Annotated in this window: 24 protein-coding genes; 11 read left to right on the top strand and 13 right to left on the bottom strand. The window is 41.9% G+C overall.

The annotated features are described in order from the left end of the window. Positions 1-2 precede the first annotated feature (2 nt). The gene (locus tag DDV96_RS00405) at positions 3-746 is read right to left on the bottom strand and encodes a M15 family metallopeptidase (RefSeq protein WP_116692768.1); all 744 of its coding nucleotides are present in this window, start codon (positions 744-746) and stop codon (positions 3-5) included. Between the two features lie 46 nt (positions 747-792). Here DDV96_RS00405 and DDV96_RS00400 point away from each other — a divergent pair, with 46 nt between their 5' ends. Next, the gene (locus DDV96_RS00400; RefSeq protein WP_116692767.1) at positions 793-1,218 is read left to right on the top strand and encodes a GNAT family N-acetyltransferase; all 426 of its coding nucleotides are present in this window, start codon (positions 793-795) and stop codon (positions 1,216-1,218) included. Between the two features lie 8 nt (positions 1,219-1,226). Here the strand turns inward: DDV96_RS00400 and pepE are convergent, their stop codons facing one another. After that, a complete protein-coding gene (gene pepE / locus DDV96_RS00395) occupies positions 1,227-1,937 on the bottom strand; it encodes a dipeptidase PepE (RefSeq protein ID WP_116692766.1) in 711 nt (236 codons plus the stop codon). An 81-nt stretch (positions 1,938-2,018) separates the two neighbouring features. On the opposite strand from pepE, the gene DDV96_RS00390 reads away from it, so the two are divergent. The 7 genes from DDV96_RS00390 to DDV96_RS00360 all read left to right on the top strand — a co-directional run bounded on the left by DDV96_RS00390 (position 2,019) and on the right by DDV96_RS00360 (position 9,064). Beyond that, complete coding sequence (locus DDV96_RS00390) at positions 2,019-2,834, top strand: carboxypeptidase-like regulatory domain-containing protein (protein ID WP_116692765.1); 816 nt, start codon at positions 2,019-2,021, stop codon at positions 2,832-2,834. Next, a complete protein-coding gene (locus tag DDV96_RS00385; protein WP_116692764.1) occupies positions 2,821-3,603 on the top strand; it encodes a hypothetical protein in 783 nt (260 codons plus the stop codon). Before DDV96_RS00390 ends, DDV96_RS00385 begins: the two co-directional genes overlap by 14 nt. Positions 3,604-3,654: 51 nt before the next feature. Then, positions 3,655-4,161, top strand: coding sequence for a DUF6702 family protein (locus tag DDV96_RS00380; RefSeq protein WP_116693171.1), 507 nt, complete (start codon positions 3,655-3,657; stop codon positions 4,159-4,161). Between the two features lie 63 nt (positions 4,162-4,224). Then, on the top strand, positions 4,225-6,531 hold the full coding sequence (locus DDV96_RS00375) for a M1 family metallopeptidase (RefSeq protein WP_116692763.1): 2,307 nt from the start codon (positions 4,225-4,227) through the stop codon (positions 6,529-6,531). An 87-nt stretch (positions 6,532-6,618) separates the two neighbouring features. Next, the gene (locus DDV96_RS00370; RefSeq protein ID WP_116692762.1) at positions 6,619-6,906 is read left to right on the top strand and encodes a Sec-independent protein translocase subunit TatA/TatB; all 288 of its coding nucleotides are present in this window, start codon (positions 6,619-6,621) and stop codon (positions 6,904-6,906) included. Continuing rightward, positions 6,906-7,484, top strand: coding sequence for a phosphatase PAP2 family protein (locus DDV96_RS00365; protein ID WP_116692761.1), 579 nt, complete (start codon positions 6,906-6,908; stop codon positions 7,482-7,484). Before DDV96_RS00370 ends, DDV96_RS00365 begins: the two co-directional genes overlap by 1 nt. 65 nt (positions 7,485-7,549) lie before the next feature. Beyond that, the gene (locus DDV96_RS00360) at positions 7,550-9,064 is read left to right on the top strand and encodes a S8 family peptidase (protein WP_116692760.1); all 1,515 of its coding nucleotides are present in this window, start codon (positions 7,550-7,552) and stop codon (positions 9,062-9,064) included. A gap of 201 nt (positions 9,065-9,265) precedes the next feature. Here DDV96_RS00360 and DDV96_RS00355 read toward each other — a convergent pair whose 3' ends face one another. The 3 genes from DDV96_RS00355 to DDV96_RS00345 are packed head-to-tail and all read right to left on the bottom strand — an operon-like array spanning position 9,266 to position 11,833. After that, complete coding sequence (locus tag DDV96_RS00355; protein ID WP_116692759.1) at positions 9,266-9,907, bottom strand: O-methyltransferase; 642 nt, start codon at positions 9,905-9,907, stop codon at positions 9,266-9,268. Continuing rightward, positions 9,907-10,989: an amidohydrolase family protein gene (locus DDV96_RS00350; RefSeq protein ID WP_116692758.1), complete on the bottom strand. Its 1,083-nt coding sequence runs from the start codon at positions 10,987-10,989 to the stop codon at positions 9,907-9,909. The genes DDV96_RS00355 and DDV96_RS00350 overlap by 1 nt, the downstream gene beginning before the upstream one ends. Positions 10,990-11,047: 58 nt before the next feature. Continuing rightward, positions 11,048-11,833, bottom strand: coding sequence for an SDR family oxidoreductase (locus tag DDV96_RS00345; protein ID WP_116692757.1), 786 nt, complete (start codon positions 11,831-11,833; stop codon positions 11,048-11,050). 151 nt (positions 11,834-11,984) lie between these two features. Between DDV96_RS00345 and DDV96_RS00340 the strand changes: the two genes are divergently transcribed. Next, a complete protein-coding gene (locus DDV96_RS00340; RefSeq protein ID WP_116692756.1) occupies positions 11,985-12,992 on the top strand; it encodes a lipoate--protein ligase in 1,008 nt (335 codons plus the stop codon). Positions 12,993-13,101: 109 nt separating this feature from the next. On the opposite strand, the gene DDV96_RS00335 is transcribed toward DDV96_RS00340, so the two are convergent. The 5 genes from DDV96_RS00335 to kynU all read right to left on the bottom strand — a co-directional run bounded on the left by DDV96_RS00335 (position 13,102) and on the right by kynU (position 18,856). After that, positions 13,102-14,550 carry an aldehyde dehydrogenase gene (locus DDV96_RS00335; RefSeq protein WP_116692755.1) on the bottom strand — a complete coding sequence of 483 codons (1,449 nt, stop codon included), beginning with the start codon at positions 14,548-14,550 and terminating at the stop codon, positions 13,102-13,104. 9 nt (positions 14,551-14,559) lie between these two features. Further along, positions 14,560-15,393 (bottom strand): alpha/beta hydrolase, encoded by an 834-nt coding sequence (locus DDV96_RS00330; RefSeq protein WP_116692754.1) that lies wholly within the window; start codon positions 15,391-15,393, stop codon positions 14,560-14,562. Between the two features lie 111 nt (positions 15,394-15,504). Further along, positions 15,505-15,951 (bottom strand): RidA family protein, encoded by a 447-nt coding sequence (locus DDV96_RS00325; RefSeq protein ID WP_116692753.1) that lies wholly within the window; start codon positions 15,949-15,951, stop codon positions 15,505-15,507. A gap of 135 nt (positions 15,952-16,086) precedes the next feature. Continuing rightward, complete coding sequence (locus DDV96_RS00320; RefSeq protein WP_116692752.1) at positions 16,087-17,505, bottom strand: FAD-dependent oxidoreductase; 1,419 nt, start codon at positions 17,503-17,505, stop codon at positions 16,087-16,089. 85 nt (positions 17,506-17,590) lie between these two features. Continuing rightward, entirely contained in the window at positions 17,591-18,856 is a 1,266-nt protein-coding gene (gene kynU, locus DDV96_RS00315) for a kynureninase (protein WP_116692751.1), read from the bottom strand. 125 nt (positions 18,857-18,981) lie between these two features. On the opposite strand from kynU, the gene DDV96_RS00310 reads away from it, so the two are divergent. Continuing rightward, on the top strand, positions 18,982-21,141 hold the full coding sequence (locus DDV96_RS00310; RefSeq protein ID WP_133240794.1) for a T9SS type A sorting domain-containing protein: 2,160 nt from the start codon (positions 18,982-18,984) through the stop codon (positions 21,139-21,141). 1 nt (position 21,142) lies between these two features. Here DDV96_RS00310 and DDV96_RS00305 read toward each other — a convergent pair whose 3' ends face one another. After that, positions 21,143-21,865, bottom strand: a complete 723-nt coding sequence (locus DDV96_RS00305) for a hypothetical protein (protein WP_116692749.1) — start codon at positions 21,863-21,865, stop codon at positions 21,143-21,145. 85 nt (positions 21,866-21,950) lie between these two features. Here DDV96_RS00305 and DDV96_RS00300 point away from each other — a divergent pair, with 85 nt between their 5' ends. Beyond that, positions 21,951-22,229 carry a GNAT family N-acetyltransferase gene (locus tag DDV96_RS00300; protein WP_116692748.1) on the top strand — a complete coding sequence of 93 codons (279 nt, stop codon included), beginning with the start codon at positions 21,951-21,953 and terminating at the stop codon, positions 22,227-22,229. A gap of 63 nt (positions 22,230-22,292) precedes the next feature. Here DDV96_RS00300 and DDV96_RS16060 read toward each other — a convergent pair whose 3' ends face one another. Next, entirely contained in the window at positions 22,293-22,424 is a 132-nt protein-coding gene (locus DDV96_RS16060; protein ID WP_262497861.1) for a hypothetical protein, read from the bottom strand. Between the two features lie 48 nt (positions 22,425-22,472). Then, positions 22,473-22,631 (bottom strand): lmo0937 family membrane protein, encoded by a 159-nt coding sequence (locus DDV96_RS00295; RefSeq protein ID WP_116692747.1) that lies wholly within the window; start codon positions 22,629-22,631, stop codon positions 22,473-22,475. Positions 22,632-22,714 lie beyond the last annotated feature (83 nt).

The following is a 22,714-nucleotide window of genomic DNA, read 5'->3' as shown; positions in this document are numbered from 1 at the left end:
AGTTACAAAAGTAACTTGGGGTTGATATCAAGAATATTTTCTGAGCGGTATTTTTCTATGAATTTTCCTGAAAAATAATCACTCCCTTTAATGTTCTCTTTTTTCAGAATAGCTTGTACATCCAGTTGTTTATACTCCTGCAACATCGATTTTGAAACCGGGGCATAGCTAAAATGCCAAGGCTCGTATTTAAAACCTTTTCGGTTGGCATTGTTGGTATAGACTTCATAAAAACCGAAACTGTTAGCATGTTCGGTAAGCCAAGCCTTTAGTTTGCAAAACGGGCCGGTACCGTGAAAATGCTCGGGTTGTAACACGCTTTTAGGTCTTGGGGCATTCCCGTCAATGATATCGATATCGGTACCCCAATGATGACGGGAGGTGCCGGGAATGGTAGAATATTCGATAATCTTTTCAATAGCTTGAGTGGGGGAGAGGCCTTGTTTGATAAACCGGCTATACTTACCTTCAAAAATCTGTTTTTGGCGTTCAAAACTTCGGTAGGCCGACACCACTTCAATTTGTATGTTTTCTTCCGCAGCGGCTTTTTTCATTTTAAAAAAGGCTTTTTTGGCTTCTTTGTGCATTTTAGACCGGTAACTATCGCCTACAATATCTGGATTGCCCTTCCCTATCAATTGGTCCACCGTAAATTGGTTTTGAAGCGTTGAGAAAGACAAATGGGGCAAGATCGCCAATGCCGTTGCTGAAAGTATTGAAGTTTTTATAAATTGTTTTCGCTTCATTTGGTATCTTAGGGGTTTGTTTAAAAGTACTATAATTATAAAACTTATGGAACTCACTTTTGGTATAATTCCACCTGCTGAAATTTTAAGCATCATCCCCCTGTTGCAAAAAATGGAAGAAACCCCAGTGCCTGAACCTGTTTTAAAAGAGCGGGTGCTGGCTATGGCCCAAGAAAATTACGAATGCATCGGTATTTACGATTCAGGAAAACTGATGGGCATTTGCGGTTTGTGGTTCCAGACCCGCCATTACGCCGGCAAAAACATGGAACTGGACCACGTGTTTATTGACGACGGCTACCAACGAAAAGGCATTGGTAAAAAATTAATGGATTTCGTAACCCAATACGCCAAAGAAAAACAATGCAGCTGGATGGAGCTCAATACCTACGTGCACAATTTTCCGTCGCATAAATTTTATTACAACCAAGGGTTTGTGGCAAAAGGTTACCATTTTGTGAAGGAGCTTTAAACCGATTTCTACAACGTAAGCTGACTCAACGAGCTCGAAGCTGAAACTTCCACAGGTTTTTCTCCCTGCTTGAAGAAACGTGCGCTGTGTTCGCCTTTCAGTACGATCGAACTGTCCTTGACGCGCAACCAACTCCCTTCGCGCAATCCCACTACGGGAATATCGTTTTGGGTGTGGAACTCTTTGATCCGCGTTTCACGGGTTTCACCCATATGTTCGCTGTTGGGATCGGGGTCCAAATAATGCGGGTTCACGTTAAAAGGAATGACCCCCAAGGTTTTAAATGATGGCGGATAGACAATGGGCATATCGTTGGTGGTTTTCATGCTCACCCCGCAAATATTACTGCCGGCACTGGTGCCAAGATAAGGAGTGCCATTAAAAATAACTTCCCGCAACGGTTGCATCACTTGGTTTTTATGTAAGGCATTGACCAATACAAAGGTATTGCCGCCTCCGGTAAAGATTCCGGTGGCTTCCTTGATGGCCTTTACGGGGTCTTGAAAAGAGTGAAGGCCCACTATTTTTTTGTTTAGTTTTTTAAATGCCTCGGAGGCTTTCTGGGTGTATTCGTCGTGGGAAATACCTCCCGGCCGGGCGTAGGGGATAAAAAGTATTTCATCGGTTTCAGAAAAAAGTTCTGCCAACGCTTCGGTTAAATAATCTAAGTACGAGCCGCTATAAATGGTTGAGGTACTGGCAACAATTAGGTTTTTCATGTTTCAATTTAAAAAATTATATGATAAATTTAACAAACGTACTGTAAATAATGACGTCTTTATATTGTAATTTAACTAACCATGCGTATAAAACTAACCATGTTGCTTGTTTTGTTTCCACTGCTTTTAATGGCACAAGATGTGGAACGAGTTGTTGTTGATGGAGTTATAACCGCGCCCAAAAGTGAAGACGTAGAGGGTGTTAGCATTTATAATACTTCTTCCCAACAGGGTACTGTCACCGATGAAAAAGGGATGTTTAAACTAAAAGTAGGCATCAACGACAGGGTGTTGGTTACTGCCCTACAGTTTCAAAGTTTTACGGTTATCGTGGACAAAGGGGTTGTAAACAGCAAAACCATGAACATTTACCTGAACCCCGCCGTAAATCAGTTAGAAGAAGTAATCGTAAGGCCGTATGATCTCTCGGGAAATGTGGTTGCAGACGTCAACCGGATTAAAACCTACACTTTTGCACCGAAACTGGATTTGTCATGGGAAACACTTAATTTTGATTATGAATTCCAGCCCGATGCCTTGACCAAAATCGATGGGAACGCTGCAGAAGAAGCCCTGAACAATGAAGGGTTAAAAGATGGAGCCAATTTGCTGGGGATTATAGGACTGTTGTTTCCTGAAAATATGGAAATCGATCTTGTGAAAAACAAAAAAATAGAAGATCGGCTGCGAATTTCCAGAACGCTTCGCCAACGGTTCAGCAATGCGTATATTGAAGAGACTTTTGGTATTCCAAAGGAAAAAGCGAACGACTTTCTTTATTTTGCCGAAGAAGGTGGCTTGACGGTTTCTATACTTAAAGCCGAAAACGAAATGGAGTTGCTCGAATACATGTACCAGCAAAGTAACCGTTACAAACAAAAGAGTGAGGAAGAATAAGCTGCTGTTGCTGATTTTCTGTTTTATTGCAGTTGCACAAACTGTTGCCCAGCGGGAACCCTTAAATGGTGCCATTACCAACACAACCGATGTGGAAGGCATCCATGTCATGAACCTTACTTCGCGTTATAACACCGTTACCGATGCGCATGGCAATTTTTCCATCGCCGTGAAGCAACGGGACACCTTGTTGTTTTCATCGCTTAATTATGCGCCTAAAAAGATGGCAATTTCGGCTGAAATAATTGAAAAGGGCATTATGGTCCTTACTTTAGAAGAATTGGTATATGAACTGGACGAAGTTTATCTCGGCCCGAGATTGTCGGGCAATCTGCAAGCCGATTTGGCAACCATAAAAACCAAAAAAAAACTCAACTTTTACGATGTGGGCCTACCCGGTTTCAGGGGCGAGCCCAAGGAAAAAATCGTGCCTTTATGGGCTGCCGCTTTTCCTACTCAGGTGGATTTAGAAGCTTTGTACAAATACACCAGCGGCTACTATAAAACGCTTAAAACCAAGCGTAAATGGGAAGCCCAAAACAATACCGTTACCTCGCTTATCGATTTTTACGGTCCTGGTTTTTTTGAAGAAGCCTACAACATTCCCAAGGGCAGGTTGTATGATTTTTTGCTGTTTTGTGCGGAAAGCAGCGATCTTCAGGAACACTTTAAAAAAGAAAACTACATTTTGGTACTCAACATTTTCAAAGAAAAAGGAATGGAATACACCCAAAGGCTGCAACAATCTAAAATTGCAGAAAAGGAATGATTGTTGTAACATTTCAGCATACCTTGCGACCTATTGACACACATTGATTATATGAAGTTTTTGAATTTAGTAATCCTTGCGGTCCTATTTCCTTTAATGACCGCTTCAGCACCAGCGCATAAGTTTTATGTGAGCACGACCAATATGGAGTATGTGCCGCAAAAGAAGTCTGTTCAAATCATTACAAGAATTTTTATAGATGATATAGAAAACGTGCTTCAAAAACGGTACGACCCTTCCATTTCCATTGCGACCGCCAAAGAAACGGAAAAAGATATTGAGTATCTTAAAAGATATCTCTTTCAAAAATTGAAGATAAAAGTGAACGGAAAACCTGCGACACTGAAGTATATTGGGCGGGAATACGATGTTGATATTGTGCATGTATATATAGAAATTACGGATGTTGAACCCTTACATTCCATTGAAATTGAAAATAAAGTGTTGATGGACCTTTTTACCGAACAACAAAATATTATTCACATAAAAACTCCGGAAACGCGAAGAAGTTTTATTTTGGACATCGATAATCCTAAAGATATGTTAAACTTCGACTGAACCAATTTTCATTCAATTAGATAAAATTACATTTAACCTTTTTAAATTTCAGAAAAACAGATTATGAAACTACTTAAATGCCTTTCCTTGGCCGTCTTGTTCCTTTTTGCGGGAATGAGCTATGCGCAGGAACAAAACAGTGGTGAGGAGCGTAAGCCAGGCCACACCAATAACAACCGTTTTAAGCAATTGTACGAAGAGTTTTCTACGCCCAACCAGTACCGGAGTGCCAGTGGTGCCCCCGGTCCAAAATACTACCAACAGCGGGCCGATTATAAAATGGATATTGTGCTCGACGATGTGAATGCCAAAATAACCGGAAACGAAACCATTACCTATACCAACAATTCACCCGACGTTCTGGAGTACCTTTGGGTACAATTAGATCAAAACGTTAGGGCCAAAGACTCAAAATCACCATTGATCGAATCCAGCAGCACGGCACCTGCCGATATGGCCGGGTCGTTTGTGCAAAAGCATATGGGAGCGGCCTTTGACGGTGGTTTTAACATACAGGCCGTTAAGGATAAAAAAGGGAATAACCTTCCATACACCATCAACCGTACCATGATGCGGGTAGAAATGCCCGAACATCTTGAACCGGGTGATGATTTTACCTTTTCCATTGCTTGGTGGTACAACATCCCAGACCATACCATAGACCGGGCGCGAAGCGGTTATGAAGTATTCGACGATGGTAACCGCGGGTACGTTATTGCCCAGTTCTATCCACGCATGGCCGTTTACAATGATGTGGAAGGCTGGCAGAACAGTCAGTTTTGGGGCCGTGATGAATTTGCGTTGCCTTTTGGTGATTTTGAAGTGAACATTACCGTTCCTGCCGACCATATTTTGGATGCAACAGGAACCCTTCAAAACAGAAAGGAAGTATTTACCAAAGAAATGATGAGCCGCTACGAAAAAGCGAAAAAATCGTACGATAAGCCGGTGATCATCGTAACCGAAGAAGAAGCTGAAAACGCTTCCAAAGGATTTGCAAAAAACAAAAAGACTTGGAAATTCAAGGCTGAAAACGTTCGGGACTATGCTTTTGCCACCTCAAGGCGTTATATCTGGGACATGATGGCCGTTAAACAAGAAAACGGCGAGGATGTTATGGCTGTTTCTTTGTATCCGCCGGAAGGAAACCCACTTTGGGAAGAATATTCCACAAAAGCAGTAGCCAGCACCTTAAAGACGTACACGCGTATGACGTTCGATTACCCTTATCCCAAGGCCATTTCGGTACACGCCAAAAACCAAGGAATGGAATACCCTATGATTTGCTGGAACTATGGCCGCCCAGATGAAGATGGAAACTATAGCGAGCGTACTAAATATGGAATGATTTCGGTAATAATACACGAAGTTGGGCACAACTACTTCCCTATGATCGTAAACAGTGATGAACGGCAATGGACGTGGATGGACGAAGGTCTTAACACCTTTGTACAATATGTGGCAGAACAAGACTTTGGAGAGTGGCATCCCGAAGCAATTGCGCCAAATAAAAAATACCCCTCACGACGAGGCCCTGCCAAAAAAATAGTGAACTATATGTCTGGTGACCAAGACTACCTTGCGCCAATTATGACGAAGGGGCTGAATACCTATAACTTTGGGGCCAATGCCTATGCAAAACCGGCCACGGCGTTGAACATTTTGCGCGAAACAGTAATGGGCCGTGAACTGTTTGATTATGCTTTTAAAACCTATGCCAATCGCTGGAAGTTCAAGCATCCCACCCCGGAAGATTTCTTCAGGACAATGGAAGACGCTTCGGCCGTTGATCTTGATTGGTATTGGAGAGCTTGGTTTTACAGTACCGAATACACCGATATTGGGGTAAAAGATGTAAAACGCTTCTATGTAACCTCAAAAATGAACAAAGAAGTAAGGGAAATGGTAGAAGCCCGCGGTATTAAAGAAAGCGACTTGCCACCATTGGTGTATATGGTAGAAGAAGGTAGCGACGATTATGAAGCCAGTATGAAAAATGCTACCTTGGATGATGTGTCCACCCTTCAGGAATATATTATGGACAACCTCACGCCAGAACAACGGGCGAACTTAAAGAAACCCAACTATTTTTACGAAATAACCTTCGAAAAACCTGGCGGCATCCCAATGCCCATCATTGCCGAATATACCTACAGCGACGGAAGCACCGAACGTGTAAAATATCCCGCTCAAATTTGGAGGCACAATGATAAGGAAATTGGGAAAGTGATTGCTTCAGATAAAGAAATCACAAAGATAGTGGTTGATCCAGATGAAGAAACCGCTGATATCGATACAGAAAACAATACTTGGCCCAAACGTAAAAAGCTGGGTGAGTTTGATAAATTTAAAAACAAAGTGAAAGAATAATCTTTTCTGAAATATTTACAATCAAAAGCCTCGTTGTTTTAACGGGGCTTTTTCGTATAGCACAATATTCTTGTTTATATTTGCAGTATGTATGCAACGGCAATTTTTTTATTCATAAGCGGTACCGAAATCGTATTTATACTGTTTATCGTACTGTTGGTTTTCGGTGCCGATAAGGTGCCCGAAATAGCACGCGGCTTAGGGAAAGGCATGCGCCAGCTTAAAGACGCCACCAACGATATTAAAAGCGAAATAACCAAAAGTGCCGAAAAACAGGGCATCGATGTGGACATTACAAAAGATGTACGCCAAGAAATAGATAAGGTAAAAGAAGATGTAGAAGAAGTAACCGGCCCCATTAAACGTAGATTTTAATGCTCGAAACCCTAAAGCAATGGGACAGGGAACTGTTCATTTACCTTAATTCGCTGGGCATAGAACGGTTTGACGGGTTCTGGATTATCGTTACCCAAATAGAAACATGGATCCCGTTGTTTTTGTTGTTTTTCATTCTTATTTTTTATTATTTTAAATGGAAACGTGGCGGAACCATCCTTTTTTTCCTGTTGCTTACCTTCGGCATTACGATATTGTGTACCGGCTTGGTAAAAGATTTTGTAGCCAGGTTGCGGCCTAACAATGTAGAAGCATTATCTGAAGTGATACGCATTCTTCAAAAACCCACCAATTACAGCTTTTTCTCCGGCCATGCTTCTTCCAGTTTTTCCATAACCACTTTTGTGGTGCTTGCTCTAAAAGAAAAAACAAAATGGATCTATTTTGCTTATTTGTGGCCCTTGCTTTTTGTGACCAGTAGGATTTTTGTGGGTGTTCATTACCCAAGTGATATCTTTGTAGGCGCTTTGGTAGGGACTGTTTTTGCAATTCTGTTTTACCTGCTCTGTAAAAAAACCCTGCGACACGATAGGTTAAAAGTCAAAGATTTAGCATAAAAACCTGCTTTTTCAACTCATATTTTTTCGTATCTTGATGGATTATTAACCAAACCATCAAACCTATGAGAAAATTACAACTCGCGGTAATGGCCTTACTTGCACTTATTGTAATAGGCTGTACCCAAGACAATCCCCTTACAGAAGAAACACATGAAACCGACCTTACTTCGGAAACTTCACAAGAATTGTTGACCATCCCCCAAATAAACAAAATCATTGACGAGCAACTGCGCCGTACGGGCGATTTCAGTTGGGATAAAACTTCCGATCAGGTGCTGTGGAGTGCCACGGTGCATGGAAGCGGTATTTTGACCATTGGATATGGCAAAAAGGGCGAAAGTTTCAGTGCAAAGAAAAATGCGCGCCTTACCCAATCCAAGAATACCATAGTTTCAGAAATAATAAAACTGGAAAACACCTCTCGCAACGAGACCCTTTTTGAAGATGACGAAATCTTGAACGTGATCGATGTACAGGTAAAATCCTTAAAAACCATTACCGAATTAAGAAAACGGGATGATATAAGGTACATGGAACCGAACGCCTACTCCTTTTTTTACAGTGAGCAATATCCGCAAAACCGCTCCTCAAGCGGCTGTGGCAAAGACGGCAAAACCTTGAACAGCAATGATTACCGCACCATTGCACCGGGATCGTTGGTAAGCTGGACGTATGACGAACACAATATTGAGCAAGCTTGGGCTTATAGCACCGGTGCCGGTGTCACGGTAGGTTTGATCGATACTGGGGTATCCCAAAGTCAACCCCTTTTAGGAAGCAACTTTAACGATGGCTACAGCAATGGACGCAGCATTCAAAAATACGGTACGTTTATCGATTCGCCTTGGTGGTGGAGCAACAATTACGATGGCCCACACGACAAATGCGGCCACGGAACCAGCATGGGCGCGACCATTGCTTCACCCAGAAACAACAATAACTTACCGGTTGGGGTGGCTTACAATTGCAATTTGGTATCCTACCGCGCTACTGAAGATGTGCTGTTGAACGATTACCACGAACGCAAGGGCGTTAAAAATGCACTGCGCCAATTGGCAAACCGGAGCGACGTAAAAATAATCTCAATGTCCATTGGGTATCCGTGGTCCATCAACAACGTAAAAGATGCCGTGCGTTATGCGCATAGCAAGGGGAAATTGATTTTTGCAGCCGGTGGGACGTCTTTGGATTTTACCAATTGGTATCCGGTAATTTTTCCAGCCAGCATGAGCGAAACCGTTGCCGTAACCGGAATAACCGACGATGGCACCTATCAACAATGCGATACCTGCCACGACGGCAGCGAAATAGAGTTTACCATTATTATGGAGCGTGATAGCGACAACAGCCGTACCGGAACGGTATTGGGCTTTTATAATGGCAACACCGATTATGTGGGCGGTTCCTCAGTGGCTACGGCGACCACAGCTGGGATTGCAGCCTTGGTTTGGGCACGTTACCCTAACTGGAGCAGAAGCCAAGTGTTGAACAGAATGCGTCAGAGCTCCGAGTTCTATCCCAATAAAGACAGCACCAAAGGTTACGGAAATATCGATGCGTTGCAAGCTGTGCAGTAAAATTCAGTTTAATATAACAAAAGGTTCGGAAGTTTTTCTGAACCTTTTTTGTTTGATATTTATACGTATAGGCCTAAATTAGACTTAGGACTGAATCACGTAGGAAATATGACAAAATATTTGTAAAATTAATATTCCGTAGAAATGAAAAAGTCATACGTCATTACTTCTTATGTCGTATTTCAAGTATGTTTTGTCATTTTATTTTACCCGGCTCACCGTTAACCCATCCCGAATGGGAAGCAGCACTGTTTCCAGTTTAGGGTTGTTGTTGAGCAGCGTATTGTATTCCAGCAGTGCTTTTGTGTCTTCATCGTCTTTTTTAACAGGTTCAACCACTTTTCCGCTCCATAACACATTGTCACTTAAAATAACCGAGCCGCTTTGTAGCTTCGGAAGAATAATGTCGAGGTATTTTGGATAGTTGTTTTTATCGGCGTCTATAAACACCAAATCGAAAGTTTGCGATAGCTTTGGGATGATTTCCAACGCATTTCCGGTGTGTTGTATTATCCGCTCTCCAAAACCGGAAGCATCAAAATATTTCCTTTGAAAATCATGCAATTCTTCATTGATATCAATGGTGTGTAATTCACCTTCTTTTTGCATTCCTTCAGCCAGACACAATGCCGAATAGCCGGTATAGGTCCCAATTTCCAAAATATATTTGGGATTTATTAATTTCGAAAGCATACTTAACACCCTTCCTTGCAGATGCCCGCTCAGCATACGGGGTGCCAATACTTTTTGCCAGGTTTCCCTATTTAGTTTTTGTAGCAGTTCCGGTTCGGGTTGCGAATGGTTTTCTACGTAGGTGTTTATTTCTTCGGGAAGGAAATCCATTAGCCAAGAATTCTATTAACCAGCTTCTTTTTAGCAGCTTCGTCATCGCCGCAAAGCCATTGTATTACATTGTCTTCCCAGATAGCATCGCATTCTTCTTGGGTTAAAATATCGCGTTCTTTGGCCAGATCTAAAATTTTACCGGGATAAGAGGATTGTACGGCACTTTCCATTTCGCCAAGCGGATAGGGGTCGTCGAGCCCCATCAATACTTGTTTGGCATTTTGATTTTCAACCAGTAATTTCAACGAACCGGTATCGTGCACCAAGGTGTCAAAAAAGATATTTTTATGCCCAACAGCCTTTCGCGGATGTACTTTGCCTTCAAAAAGATCGGGGCGACCATCAAAACCTTGTATGCGGCGGCCTAAATTAATTTGTGCCAATTGCCCGCCGTGGGCGAAACACGTGCGCATGTTGGGGTATTTATCGGCATAGCCGTTTAAAGTTAAAAAATGATAGGCATCGGCACATTGGGCCAACATCCAGATGAGGTGGAACCGCCACGCGGTGTTTTCGAGCTTGATGAACTTTTCGCCATCGTACGGATGAATTTCAACAGCGAGATTGTATTTACTCGCCAATTCAAAAATGGGTTCATTTTCTTCATCAAAAATACAGCGCCACGTTCCTATGGTGTCCATATAGTGCGTAGGCAGGCATAAAAGCTGTAAGCCCAATTCTTCCACACACCGTTCAATTTCCCATAAGGCGCCGCGTACAAACCCTGGGTGCACCACAAACCCGCAAGTAAATTTCGACGGATTTTCGTGCTGTACTTTTGCGTTAAAATCATTCTGAAACCGCAAAGCCTGTTTCATTTCTTCAACCCGAAGCCCATTTCCGTAGAGTTGTGAAAGGTTTAAAACCACCGCGTGGTCAATTTTGTAGCGTTCCATCCATTCCAGCTTTTCATTTAAAAAGAAACTGGAATCGGTCACGGGCCGGCTCCAATCTTTCTGAAGCATGAATTTGCGATCTTTGTCAACCCAAAAAATTCCCTTGTCCTTCATGAATTTTGGAATTTCTTCAGGATAAGGAAGCAGGTGCGAATGTCCGTTTATGCGAAGTTTTCGTTTCATATTCTTTCAGCCTACAACATTGTTTAATTAAAAGTTCAATTTTTAAAGGTACAAATTTTTAGAGTGATTTTGTCCGGCCGCCATCAACCGGTAAGTTAATGCCATTGATGTAACTAGCTGCTTCACTGGCCAAAAATGCAACCGCATAGGCGATTTCTTCAGGTTGGGCAAAACGTCCGGCAGGAACGATGCTTTTCATAAATTCGGCTGCCTCTTCTTTACTACTGTCTTTCTTTTTGGCAGCGTTTTCTACGATACTGTCTAAGCGGTCGGTAGCGGTAAAACCGGGCAGTACGTTGTTTACGGTGATGCCAAAACCACCCAGTTCGCCGGCCAAGGTCTTGCTCCAGTTGGCAACTGCACCACGAATGGTATTACTTACGCCCAAACCTTCAATAGGTTGCTTTACTGAGGTGGAAATAATATTGATAATACGCCCGTAGCCTACTTTTTTCATTCCAGGAACAACCGCTTGTACCAATATTTGATTGCAGACAACGTGTTGTGAGAAGGCTTTGGTAAACTCTTCGGTATCGGCAGAAAAAATTGGCCCGCCTTTTGGGCCACCGGTATTGTTTAATAAAATATGGAAAATTTTGTCTTTGGTAGCTTCTTCAATTTTTTCTTTGAGTGTTTCGGGGTTTGAAAAATCGGCTACTATATAATCGTGGCGTTGTCCGTCACCTGTTGGTAATTGGGAAACGACATCTTTCAGTTTATCTTCATTTCTGGCTACTAAAGTGACACTTGTCCCTAACGAAGCCAATTCCATGGCAGATGCTTTTCCTATTCCGGCTGTACTGCCGCAAACCAAGGCCGATTTAAAGTTTAAATTTAAATCCATGTGTTATTGATTGAGCAATTTTTATATCCTTTGTTCTGTAAATATACTATGATTTTATGGGAAGTATAAAGAAGAAAGCCTATTTCTGAAATACGTCTCATTCCATAAATTTTAAGTAACTTGAGCGTTCAATTTTGTTAAAAACAATGCTATGATTTTTATTGAAAATGAAGGGGTTACCAATCCGCACCTTAATTTGGCTTTAGAAGAATACATCGTTAGGAACTTCAGTTTTGACCATGATTACCTGTTGTTTTACATCAACGAACCGTCCATCATCATTGGCCGGAACCAAAACACCTTGGAAGAAATCAATCACGAATACGTGGAAGAACACAATATCAAGGTGGTTCGGCGGGTCTCAGGTGGGGGAGCAGTGTATCATGACTTCGGAAATTTAAATTTCAGCTTCATTACCGATCACGACATCAAAAGCCTGAACAACTTTAAAAAAGTAACGGCACCGGTTGTAAAAGTACTGAACAGTATGGGCGTACCGGCCGAAATGAAAGGAAGGAACGATGTGGTGGCGAACGATAAAAAAATATCGGGCAACGCCCAATTTTCAACCGGAAAGCGGATGGTTAGTCACGGTACCTTATTATTGGACAGTGATTTAAGCGAAGTGGCCAATTCGTTACAAGTTAAAATGAGCAAAATTGAAAGTAAGGGGCATAAATCGGTACGAAGTCGGGTGGCGAACATTTCAGAATTTATGGAAGAAAAGATCGATATTGAAACCTTCCGATCCAAGATTTTGAACGGTCTGTATGAAGAACGGGACGATTTTGAAACCTATCGGCTTACCGATGAGGAATGGGAAGGTGTCCATAAATTGAAAGAAGAAAAATATGACACTTGGGAATGGAATTATGGAAGTTCCCCAAAATTCAACATTCAACGTGAACGCAGATTTCCCGCTGGAACACTGGACCTGCGCCTATTTGTTGAAAAAGGACACATTCAAAACTTTAAGGTGTTTGGAGATTTCTTCGGAAGGGAGCCGGTTGAAAAATTGGAGGAACTCTTTATCGGCGCCCGTTACGAAAAAAGCGATATCGAGGACATTCTTAAAAATGTCGATATCGAAACATATTTCGGCGCCATCCCCAAAGAGGATTTTATCAATTTGGTGTATGGAGCGGATGAGGAAGAATGAAGCTAAATGCTGGAAGTTGGGCCTTCGATACACCTCTTCTATCGTCGAGGCACTCAGGCACCTTTAGGAATCACCTCTTGTCTCACATCTCATATCTAAAATCTCACTTCTAACTATCATACTTAATACAAACATTCTTAGGCTCCGTAAAAAACCGAAGGGCTTCAAAACCACCTTCACGGCCTACCCCGCTGTTTTTCATACCACCAAAAGGCGTTCGTAAATCTCGATTGAGCCACGTATTTACCCAAACAATCCCAGCTTGCAATTGTTTTGATAGTCGCATAGTTCTATCCAAGTTATTGGTCCAAAGTGTTGCGGAAAGTCCATATTGAACACCGTTGGCCATTTTTAAAGCTTCGGCTTCGGTTTTAAACGGCATAATAGTAACCACAGGGCCGAATATTTCTTCTTGGTTTACACGGCATTGATCGTCGTATACTTCAATAACGGTGGGTTGTAGGTAATACCCATTTTCTAAATTATCAACAGTAACGGTTTTTCCGCCAAACAGGATTTTTCCACCTTCTTCTTCAGCGATTTTAATGTAGGACTGTACTTTTTCTAGATGGGATTTCGATACCAAAGCTCCGAGATTGGTTTCAGCATCAAACGGATCACCCACTTTTAATTGCGATATTTTCTCTATAAAATCTTTTTTAAATTGCTCGTAGATGGATTCTTCCACAAAAATTCGGCTTCCACATAAGCAAATTTGTCCTTGATTGGCGAAGGAGGATTTTACGGTCGTTTTCAGCATCGTATCATAATCGCAATCGGCAAAGATGAGGTTGGGGTTTTTTCCGCCCAGTTCCAATGAAAGTTTCTTAAACATCGGCGCGGCAGTGCGGGCAATATGTTCGCCGGTTTTGGTGCCGCCAGTAAACGAAATGGCTTTGATATTTGGGTGCTCTACAATAGCTTGACCGGCAGAAGGCCCAGTTCCCTGAACAATATTTAAAACGCCTTTCGGTAAACCGGCTTTTGTTAGAATATCACCTAACAGATAAGCTGTCATCGGTGTTACTTCGCTGGGTTTTGCTACAACCGTATTTCCCGCTGCGATGGCTGGGGCAATTTTCCACGTGAATAAATAGAGCGGAAGGTTCCAAGGGGAAATGCAACCTACGACACCCAATGGCTGTCGCAGGGTAAAATTCATACTGTCCAATCCTACACTTTCGTGCGCCTCACTGGCAAACTGCGTGATGGCATGTGCAAAAAAACGGAAATTGGCAGAAGCTCTAGGAATATCGATTGCTAACGCTAAACTTAAGGGTTTACCATTATCTTTGGTTTCAGCTTCAGCTAATTTGACTAAGTTTTCTTCAATTAAATCGGCTATTTTTAAAAGGATGCGGCTACGCTGGTCAATAGTGGTGTTACTCCATTTTGGGAATGCTTTTTCAGCTGCTTGGTATGCCTGCGCTACATCATCAGCATCGGAACTTGCTATTTGAGAATACACTTCCCCATTCGATGGATTGTAATTATCCAGCCAGTTGTTGGATTGTGGTTCAGTATATGTTCCGTCGATATAGTTTAGTATTTTCTCCATAGCAGTAGGTTATTTTTTCTTCTCTGATGCAAACAGTTTTTCAAACGCATCGTAAACAGCCAAGTGTAAGGCATCACCGTGATCTTGTTTTTCTAAAAAATGGTAGTATAAACTGGTGTTGCCCTTTTTATTTTTTTGCAGTTTTTTATAAAGCTGTTTTGCCACACGTTTCATTACAGATCCTTCTTCACCGACGGCAACATATATTGACTTTTCGGTGTCGTATGGTTTTGGTTCTTTTTTCAATAAGGATTCATAATCGTACCAAAGGCTTGGACTTACAATAATGTAGTTTTTAAAAAGATCTGGCTTTTTGAATAAGATTTCAGTTGCCAATAAGCCGCCTAATGATTGCCCAATCAATATTTTTTCCGAAGTAACCGGATATTGCTTTTCTACCAAGGGTTGCAGTTCTTTTTCGATGAATTCAATGAATTTTTCTGAATGACCGGTTTCGGGATACTTTTTCACGTACGCCTTATCGGTGGAAGGATAAGTGTAGTCTCTATTTCTGCTTACGTTGGCAACACCAACGACAATGGTTTCTGGAATCATATTGATCCACGAAAAAGATCCAAACTGAACCAAGCCCGCAATATGGATAAAGTCTTCGTCGGCCGACCCGTCCAACAAATAAATAACCGGGTATTCCTTTTCTTCGGAAAAACTATGTGGTAAATAGACGTTCAGAGTCCGTTCTTCTCCTAAAGTTTCAGAATAAAACGTAAGCGATTCGCCTATTGTAAATGGTTTTTTTGAAACTTTAATAGGCTCCGTTTGCGCATAGCTTATAGAAACTACTAAGAGAATAAAGGGCAGAATTGTTTTTTTAATTAGATTCATAATTGTTTGGTTTTATAGCTTAGCCTTCGATATACTTCGGCAAACTCAGTACATCGCATTCCTCCTGCGTCGGAACACTCAGGCACCGCTAATTTTACTAATCGACAGACATTAGTCGATTGGCTTATAGGCCATCGCCTTAATTTCCACCATTAAATGCGGATGCGGCAATTGATGTACGGCGACCGTGGTTCGTGCCGGCCCCGTTTCTTTATTAAAATATTGCGCATAAACTTCATTATAGCCAGCAAAATCATTCATATTGACCAAAAAAGAGGTAACATCGACCACATCGTCCAAGGTGGCGTTTTCGGTGGCGAGGTAGTCTTTTATATTTTCAAGAACAGCTCTAGTTTGTTCTTTAATGTCAAACTGCATACTGCCCATTTCGTCCACTTGGTTGGCCCCGGCAATGGTATTGTCGGGCAATCTGGAACTCGTTCCGCTAATAAATATAAAATCACCTACTCGTTTTACGTGTGGGTAGGCTCCTCGCGGTGTTGCTTTTCCTTCTACCAACTTTCCTTGCAGACGGGAATCTTTTTGTTCTTTTGACATTTTAAATATTTTTATTTGATTATTTACTTTGTCTGGTCGAGCCCTTCGGTTTCACTCAGGATAAACTAAAGTCGAGACCTTATTAAACTATCGAGATTTTGATTGACCTCTCGACTGCGCTCGAGGCGACATTTTCTACTTCAAATTTTTTACAACAGAATCGTCGTGCATGATTTCTTTGGTTTCCCGTTTCACCAATTTTAATTTCTCTTGAAGCGGCATGGATTCGGGTAATTTTCCATCGTCGATTAAATTTAGAATCGCTTTGTCCTGTGCACGGCCTTTTCGCAATGCTTCTTCGTAGGAAATATGTTCGTTAAAGGTAACCAAAGAATATTTACTGTAATATTCCTGTGGAAACTCGGCTTCAAATGCGGTTTCCAGTTTTCTTTTTTTCTGAAACAACGGACTTGCCGTGTGTTCTTTCATTTCGTGGAAGTTGTCCACCGCCAAATCGGCAATGGCATCGGTGTCTTTCTTTCGGTTGGCTTCATATTCTGAAAACACGGTTTCCCAATCGGTTTTTTCATCCTTCTTAGCTTCGTATTTATCTAAAATTTCATCAAAAACCACTACATCTTCAAACGAAGCGTTCATTCCCTGTCCATAAAACGGAACAATGGCGTGCGCGGCATCGCCCAGCAACAGCGTTTTTCCGTAGGTGCTCCAAGGCGAACACTTTACGGTACCCAGCGGTCCGGTGGGATTGTTGAAAAACTCTTCGGCGAGATTGGGCATCAATGCCAAGGCATCTGGAAATTCTTTTTGGAAATATTCGGTAACGCGTTCGGGTGTATTCAAATTTTCGAAACAGTAATCGCTGTTTTTATACGGAAGAAATAGGGTGACCGTAAAACTTCCATCGAGATTGGGCAGCGCAATAAGCATATCTTCCCCGCGTGGCCAAATATGCAGAGCGTTTTTATAGGTGCGATAGCCACCGTCGTTGGTCGCGGGTATTTCCAGTTCTTTATACCCGTGCGTTAACCAATCCTGCGAAAAACTGAACAAGAACTTTTTGTGCATAAACATACTCTGCCGTACCGCAGAGCCCGCACCGTCCGTTCCCAATAAAATGTCACCACTTAGGGTAACCTCTTCGTTGGTTTCGTAATTTTTAAATGTTGCTGAAGCTTGTGGTAAATCAACTGTTTCACAACCGTGATTAAAAATTATTTTCACATTGGGCAGGGCTTCGGCGGCATCTAAAAGCACCATGTTCAGTCCAGGTCGGGAAACAGAGTTGATGAATTCGTTTTTGCGTCCGCTGTATTTGCTTAAAAAGGTATTATTTTCCCGGTCGTGAATCATCCGCCCGTTCATAGGGATACACAGTTTTTTAGCTGCTTCTTCAACACCGGCAAGCCGCAATCCCCGTAATCCCCGGTCACTCAATGCTAAATTAATGGAGCGTCCGGCATCTTGGGTTACTTTTCTTAAATCTGGTCGCTTTTCAACCAAAGTTATTTGATGGCCGCGTTGTGCCAACCGTAAAGCGAGTAAACTGCCACAGAGGCCGGCGCCGACTATTAAAATATTATCTTTTTTGTTCATAATGTATCAAAAATCGATGCAGTCAACTTTTTAAAAAAATATTCTCTTGATTAACCTCTCGACTGCGCTCGAGGAGACAAGTTAATTATTTTAAAACCTCTTTTAACCGTTCCACAAACCCATACACATCGGTAAAACTATTGTAGAGTGGGGCAGGGGCGATACGGATTACGTCCGGCTCGCGCCAATCACTGATTACGCCAACTTCGGTTAATTTGGTGTGTAGGCTTTTATCGGCATCTTTTACTTGAATGGACAGTTGGCAACCGCGTTCTTCGGGGTTTCTTGGTGTGATTACGGAAATACTCTCGTTATTCATTTCATCTAAAAGAAACTCTAAAAATCCGGTCAATGTAACCGATTTTTTCCGCAGGTTTTCAAAACCGGCAGCTTCAAAAACATCCAGCGACGCTCTAATGGCCGCCATCGATAAAATGGGTGGATTGCTCAATTGCCAGCCTTCGGCACCCGGTAGTGCATCAAACTCCTTCCGCATGTTAAAACGGGTTTCTTTGTTGTGGCCCCACCAACCGGCAAACCGTGTTAAATTTTTATTGTTGGCATGACGCTCGTGCACAAAACAACCGCCCAAACTTCCAGGGCCGCTGTTTAAATATTTGTAACTGCACCAAACGGCGAAATCAGCCCCCGTTTCGTGCAAATTTGGCTGAATGTTCCCGGCGCCGTGCGCTAAATCGAAACCTACTTTACAGTTGTGTTTATGGCCTAAATCGGTGATTTTTTTTAACGGATACGATTGCCCGCTGTAATAATTGGTGCTGCCAATCATAAGTAAAGCAATTTCATCACCTTGTTCTTTCAGAATAGTTTCTAAATCTTCAAAACGACATAATTCTTCCCCTTCTCTAGGTTTCCAGAGGATGAGTCCTTCTTTTTCATCGTACCCATGAAACTTTAATTGACTTTCCATTGCGTATTTATCGCTAGGGAAGGCATCGGCTTCAATTACAATTTTGTATTTTTTATCGGTAGGTTGGTAAAACGAAACCATCATTAAATGTAAGTTAGTGGTCAGGGTGTTCATCATCACCACTTCGCTTGGTTTGGCACCTACTATTTTAGCCATGCTATTGGCTAAAAACTCGTGATAGGGCAACCAAGGGTGTTCCCCTTCGGTATGGCCCTCAACCCCTAATTTTGCCCAATCCTGCAGTTCTTTTTGAATGTATTCTGAAGTATTTTTTGGTTGTAGCCCAAGACTGTTTCCGCAGAGGTAAATTAATTCGTTGCCGCTATCGTCGGTAGGAATGTGGAATTTTTTTCTGAAATGCGATAAATTGTCTTCAGCGTCTTGCTGTTGGGCAAATTCAAGCGAGTTTTGATACTTCATATAAAACTAATTTCGTAGGCTAACAAAAATAGCAATTTAATATGGTTTCGTATTACTGAAGTCACTTGCTTGTAGGATAATTTTAACGAACTGATTGTGTGATGTTTCGTACATTTGAATTCATTATGAAGAAATTAGTGCTTCTATTTCTATTGGTCGCTGTTTCGACAACCTGTTTTTCACAATCCATTGCCCGAACGTGGAACGAGGAAGTGTTGCATGGCATTCGCAATGATTTTGCGCGTCCCGTGGTGCACGCACGTAACCTGTTTCATACTTCGGTTGCAATGTATGATGTTTGGGCGGTTTTCGATAAGCAGGCTGCGCCCTATTTCTTGGGAAATACAATAGGTGATTACACCTGTGAATTTGAAGGGTTTAAAACTTCTGAAAACACTTCTGAAGCAACAAAAAAAGCGTTGAGCTATGCTGTTTTTCGATTAATGAAGCATCGCTTTCAAAATTCACCAGGGAAAGAGGAGATTTTTAAATCGATCAACCAAGTAATGAATGAATTGGGGTATGATATAAATTACATTTCTTCAAATTATAAAAACGGAAATCCCGCCGCCTTGGGAAACTATATAGCCGAACAATTGATCGCTTTTGGGCTTCAGGACGGGTCCAATGAGGCCAATGATTATGAAAATCGATATTACGAACCTTTAAATGAAGCGCTAAACCTTGACTTTGCAGGAAATTCAACTTTAGAGTACCCAAACCATTGGCAACCCTTAAAAGTAGAAAACTGGGTGGACCAAAGCGGAAACACCATTCCCGGTGGTCAACCGCCATTTTTAGGGCCCGAATGGGGAGCGGTCGTCCCTTTTTCTTTGAGGGAACAAGATTTAACAACCCATACCACACCAGATTTTGATTACAACTGTTATTACGATCCTGGCGACCCTTGGTACATTCAGGATTTCTTGGGAATGGACGATCCCTACAAATGGAGCTTTGCTATGGTAGCCGTATGGAGCTCGCATTTGGACCCTGCAGATGGAGTGATGATTGATATTTCGCCGGCAAGCATTGGTAATTTTGACAGTACCGATTTCCCCACCACTTTTAAGGAATATAAAAGCTTTTATAATTATAAAAATGGGGGCGATCCCAGCAAAGGCCGTGACCTGAACCCTGTCACGGGAAAACCATATAGAAAACAACTCGTACCACGCGGAGATTACGCCCGTGTGCTGGCCGAATTTTGGGCAGATGGCCCCGATAGCGAAACCCCGCCAGGCCATTGGTTTACCATCCTAAACTACGTAAACGATCAACCTGAGTTAATCAAAAAATTTAAAGGTAGAGGAGAAGTGCTCTCCGATTTGGAATGGGACATAAAATCCTACTTTACCCTCGGAGGTGCGATGCACGACGTGGCTATTTCTGCTTGGGGCATAAAAGGCTATTACGATTATGTACGGCCGGTAAGCGCCATACGGTATATGAGCGATGAAGGACAATCCAGCGACCCCAATTTGCCACGATACAATCCACACGGAATACCTTTAGTAGAAAACTATATTGAATTGGTGCAAGAAGGCGATCCGCTTGCCGGGGCTTTCAATGAAAACGTTGAAAAAATAAAATTGTACTGTTGGCGCGGTCCGAGTAAAATTGTCGATCCCAATGAAGATGAAGCGGGCGTGGGCTGGATTTTGGCCGAAGAATGGTTCCCGTATCAACGTCCTTCGTTCGTTACACCGCCTTTTGCCGGGTATGTTTCAGGTCATTCTACCTTTTCAAGGGCGGCGGCAGAAATTTTGACCTTACTGACGGGCGACCCCTTTTTTCCAGGAGGGATGGGCACTTTTGAAGCTAAAAAAGGCGAGTTCCTTGTTTTTGAAGACGGCCCCAGTGTTGATGTGCAATTGCAATGGGCCACATATCGGGATGCATCGGACCAATGCAGTTTGTCCCGTATTTGGGGAGGCATCCACCCGCCGATCGATGATATTCCCGGACGGATAATAGGCGAGAAATTAGGGAAACACGCCTTTGCATTTGCTGAAAACTTCTTCACAAAAGCTCTTGCCGAAAAAGGGGTGCTGTACCCTAATCCAACTTCGGAAACAGTTACCATCTCGTACAACACAGAAAAATCATTGTATATAAAGGTGTACGATATTCAAGGAAGGGAAGTGCTTTTCCACTTGGCAGATTTTGGAGAAAACCATAAAACAACACTCGATGTTTCAGCATTGCGCCAAGGGATCTATTTTGTAACACTTCAGAATACCGAGAAACAAAACTTGTTTACCGCCCGTTTATTGAAAAAGTAAGCTATTTTTTTACTGAAATATCTGTAAAATACAGTTTAAAATTACCTGTGCTATCTTGGTGCGTGGTGGCGATTTCAAGTCCGCCGTGGGTTTCGTAACTCTCCCAAGTGGTGGTCATGGTAGGGTTAGGATCGTTTCCTTTTCGGTAATTCCATTCACGTATTTTATTATCTTCATCGTAGAAAAAGTCATACGCATCACCGGGAGTATAGCCACCCTTGTTGCTGTAAACAACAGTTAGCTTACTGAGCGTGTCTTTTGAAATAGGAGCCACCACATTCTTTTTTTCTGAAAAGGTCGTACCTTCATCCCAAATAAGGTTAAAGGGCGCCAACAGCCAGTATTTGTCGTTTATGAATGCAGCATCAGTTTTTTGAAGAGTACTGTCCACTTCAGCCCGACGGTAAGTAACCGTCTCCTGCCCTGAAACCATTTGGACTTTGTCATTTTTGGGCATCCAGGTCCAAGAGCGTTCAAAATGGTTGTCGCCCCGATCTACATTGAAGGTAAAGGATATTTCAGAAACATCGTTCCAGTTTCCATATCCATTGGCAAATGCTAAAGCTTGTGCTGTGGTAGGGTTATTGGGCATTTTTTCCTGTTCATCGGCGACCGGGCTTTCTGAATTAATTTCAGTTTCATTATTGTCATCGGAAACGGTTTTGTTGTCTTTACAGCTTATAAAAAGTGCTGAAAAAGAGAGGAATACGATCAGTTTTTTCATAATTCGGTTTTATGTAAAAGTACAGAAACTTAACAAGCCTGCATAAATTTTGTATCTTTATGGAAAACCCTATAAAAAAGAGAAAATGGAATTTACAGTAATCGATAATAAAGACGAAAATCGCTTTGAAGCCAGAATTGACGGGAAAACCGCATTTATTGAGTATAAGCCTACCGAGCACAAGTTGATATTGACCCATACCGAAGTTCCAAAAGAACTGGAAGGAAAAGGTATAGCTTCAGGAATGGTAAAAGAGGTTTTAAAAGAAGCAGAAAAGAGAAAATTGAAAGTGGATCCAGAATGCCCTTTTATTGCCGGTTATTTAAAACGGCATCCAGAATACGAAGGGCATATAGCTGAATGATAAAAAACAGCCCCTTCTTCTGATTTTTACAGAAAAAGGGGCTGCGTATTACGTATTATAAAATTAATCTACTGCATCTTCAACATCGTCGGCCACGTCTTCAATTTGGTCACCAGCCGATTTTTGATCGCGGCAACTTACTAAGCCAGTGCTAAATAGGCCGGCCATAAATAATAATAAAAATACTTTTTTCATAATAATGGTTGTTTAAAGGTTAGTGTTAAATTTAAAATAGTGTTTTCTTTACGGTCTCCTGCCTGTGGCAAGACGGTACAAAATACCAATTATTGCCAGTACCAATAAAATATGGATCAAGCTGCCTACGGCTTCTCCAAAACCGAAATAGCCCACCAGCCATCCAATAATCAATATCACGACAATAAGCCAAATTAAATCTCCCATAATAGTTGTTTTTTTGTTAAGCTGGATTAAAGCTACAATAAAAAAACGTTGGCGCTAAAATTTTTAACCGCTATTTAACCAAA

It is taken from the genome of Marixanthomonas spongiae, from assembly GCF_003095375.1.
GTDB lineage: Bacteria > Bacteroidota > Bacteroidia > Flavobacteriales > Flavobacteriaceae > Marixanthomonas > Marixanthomonas spongiae.
The sequence above is the reverse complement of the archived record's forward strand: the minus strand, read 5'-3'. Positions and strand labels throughout refer to the sequence as shown.

Bases quoted from the DNA above. Each gene is read 5' to 3' on its own strand.
- DDV96_RS00360 (WP_116692760.1), top strand. From the start codon at position 7,550: ATGAGAAAATTACAACTCGCGGTAATGGCCTTACTTGCACTTATTGTA.
- DDV96_RS00310 (WP_133240794.1), top strand. From the start codon at position 18,982: ATGAAGAAATTAGTGCTTCTATTTCTATTGGTCGCTGTTTCGACAACC.
- DDV96_RS00350 (WP_116692758.1), bottom strand. From the start codon at position 10,989: ATGAAACGAAAACTTCGCATAAACGGACATTCGCACCTGCTTCCTTAT.
- DDV96_RS00370 (WP_116692762.1), top strand. From the start codon at position 6,619: ATGTATGCAACGGCAATTTTTTTATTCATAAGCGGTACCGAAATCGTA.
- DDV96_RS00320 (WP_116692752.1), bottom strand. From the start codon at position 17,505: ATGAACAAAAAAGATAATATTTTAATAGTCGGCGCCGGCCTCTGTGGC.
- DDV96_RS00325 (WP_116692753.1), bottom strand. From the start codon at position 15,951: ATGTCAAAAGAACAAAAAGATTCCCGTCTGCAAGGAAAGTTGGTAGAA.
- kynU (WP_116692751.1), bottom strand. From the start codon at position 18,856: ATGAAGTATCAAAACTCGCTTGAATTTGCCCAACAGCAAGACGCTGAA.
- DDV96_RS00340 (WP_116692756.1), top strand. From the start codon at position 11,985: ATGATTTTTATTGAAAATGAAGGGGTTACCAATCCGCACCTTAATTTG.
- DDV96_RS00295 (WP_116692747.1), bottom strand. From the start codon at position 22,631: ATGGGAGATTTAATTTGGCTTATTGTCGTGATATTGATTATTGGATGG.
- DDV96_RS00390 (WP_116692765.1), top strand. From the start codon at position 2,019: ATGCGTATAAAACTAACCATGTTGCTTGTTTTGTTTCCACTGCTTTTA.
- DDV96_RS00365 (WP_116692761.1), top strand. From the start codon at position 6,906: ATGCTCGAAACCCTAAAGCAATGGGACAGGGAACTGTTCATTTACCTT.
- DDV96_RS00405 (WP_116692768.1), bottom strand. From the start codon at position 746: ATGAAGCGAAAACAATTTATAAAAACTTCAATACTTTCAGCAACGGCA.
- DDV96_RS00400 (WP_116692767.1), top strand. From the start codon at position 793: ATGGAACTCACTTTTGGTATAATTCCACCTGCTGAAATTTTAAGCATC.
- DDV96_RS00330 (WP_116692754.1), bottom strand. From the start codon at position 15,393: ATGAATCTAATTAAAAAAACAATTCTGCCCTTTATTCTCTTAGTAGTT.
- DDV96_RS00300 (WP_116692748.1), top strand. From the start codon at position 21,951: ATGGAATTTACAGTAATCGATAATAAAGACGAAAATCGCTTTGAAGCC.
- DDV96_RS00380 (WP_116693171.1), top strand. From the start codon at position 3,655: ATGAAGTTTTTGAATTTAGTAATCCTTGCGGTCCTATTTCCTTTAATG.
- DDV96_RS00375 (WP_116692763.1), top strand. From the start codon at position 4,225: ATGAAACTACTTAAATGCCTTTCCTTGGCCGTCTTGTTCCTTTTTGCG.
- DDV96_RS00345 (WP_116692757.1), bottom strand. From the start codon at position 11,833: ATGGATTTAAATTTAAACTTTAAATCGGCCTTGGTTTGCGGCAGTACA.
- DDV96_RS16060 (WP_262497861.1), bottom strand. From the start codon at position 22,424: ATGAAAAAAGTATTTTTATTATTATTTATGGCCGGCCTATTTAGCACT.
- DDV96_RS00335 (WP_116692755.1), bottom strand. From the start codon at position 14,550: ATGGAGAAAATACTAAACTATATCGACGGAACATATACTGAACCACAA.
- DDV96_RS00305 (WP_116692749.1), bottom strand. From the start codon at position 21,865: ATGAAAAAACTGATCGTATTCCTCTCTTTTTCAGCACTTTTTATAAGC.
- DDV96_RS00355 (WP_116692759.1), bottom strand. From the start codon at position 9,907: ATGGATTTCCTTCCCGAAGAAATAAACACCTACGTAGAAAACCATTCG.
- pepE (WP_116692766.1), bottom strand. From the start codon at position 1,937: ATGAAAAACCTAATTGTTGCCAGTACCTCAACCATTTATAGCGGCTCG.